Here is a 1,458-nt window from a genome sequence, read left to right as displayed (position 1 = left end):
TTGTTCTGCACATCCGTCGCTTTCCAGAGCACGGTATAAGAACTGGGCCACTTCCCCCAAGTCACAACCGGGAATGAAATCGACCGAATGATCGGAAACGCGACTCGAAACTTCTGCGAAACTGTGGTGCCGGATTTCAACGGGACAGCACCAACGAAGGCGCCTGAATAGATCGCCCTATTGCGAAGAGGCAATAATCTATAGGGACCGATACCAAGGCGCAAAAGATCTCTTCTTTTTGGATCGAAATACTCCGGATCGGGGTAGGCCTTCCGATCGAGATTTGTCACTTCTGCATTCGGCCCATAAACATCTGCAAGCCATTCATTATCGTTGTGAGCAGCTTTATAGACAGGAATCGCCCTAACGTAGCTGACCGTCGATGCAGCGACGAAGACTGCGAGGATCGCTTTCGTGGCCATAGCGAACACCAAGCTTCCGCGCCTAAACTCAGATCCGTAATAGAATATAAGTCCGAACAACAAAGCCGCCGCGAAAGTGCTATAACGACTGGAATTTGCACTAGCGACTGCGAACTCTCCGCTGGCGCGCCCCCACCCTGTAACGACGGCACAGGCAATGGCGTACATTCCAAACGAGTAGAAGATCAGCACCTCAGGCTCAGCCAATCGTAGGCGCCTCCGCGCCTTCCAAGCAGTGAATGCGGCCAGCAGCAAAAGCAGCAAGCCAACAGCGAAATTAATCACTATCGTCTCACGAAGCCAGACCACTCCCATTTCCGGGAACCAAAGAAGCGACCCCAACGGATTCCCAATGTACACAGCAACAAATGCAACAAAATCGAAAACAGTGGGGAGAGGCTGCGTAACGCCACCCAGCGCAACACCAGGAAGATACACGGCATAACACACGAGCAAATTAGCAAGCCAAAAAATACTCCAACGCGTCGGACGAAACGCCCTTTGCCCAATCAGCAGATGCAAAATCAAGATCGCGGGAAAGACAAAAAGCCCCTGACTAATCGAATAGGCAGAAATCCACGCGAGAGCCGCAGCTAAGACATTCGCCCCCCAGGAAAAAGGGCGCATCGATGTTACAAGGAACGCAAGGACGGCACAGAAATAGGACAACGTTGCAAGCAGCATGAGCGACCAATACTGGTTCATTGCTGCAACTGGAGAAAACGAGATGATGCTCAACAACAAAGCACCACTTACAGTAATGACGCCCCTGACCTTCTTGAACAGCTGCCACCAAGCAAATAGAAGGGCAGCGAACGAGCCATAGATAGTTAGATAAATATAGACGTACTCGGATCGAATATCCCACCGGGTCAACGCCGCATTCGCCACAAAGATCAATCGGGGAAACAATGGCCTCGCCTGATTTTGCGGCTCAACCATACTTTCAAACGTTAGCGTTCCATCAAAATACTGGATTATCTGCTTCGCTGTCGCCATATGATCCCAATACGGCAGCGTAATCGCGCCAACTGAT

At 51.0% G+C, this 1,458-nt stretch carries 1 protein-coding gene; it reads right to left on the bottom strand.

The window, feature by feature from the left end; translation table 11 throughout:
• A partial coding sequence (locus tag I5M_RS32905) for a hypothetical protein (protein WP_022723562.1) occupies nt 1-1,458 on the bottom strand: 1,458 nt, incomplete at both ends.

Origin of the sequence: Rhodopseudomonas sp. B29 (genome assembly GCF_000333455.1) — a bacterium.
Classification (GTDB): domain Bacteria; phylum Pseudomonadota; class Alphaproteobacteria; order Rhizobiales; family Xanthobacteraceae; genus Rhodopseudomonas.
Note: the sequence above shows the minus strand (reverse complement) of the source record. Positions and strands in the feature narration are given on the sequence as shown.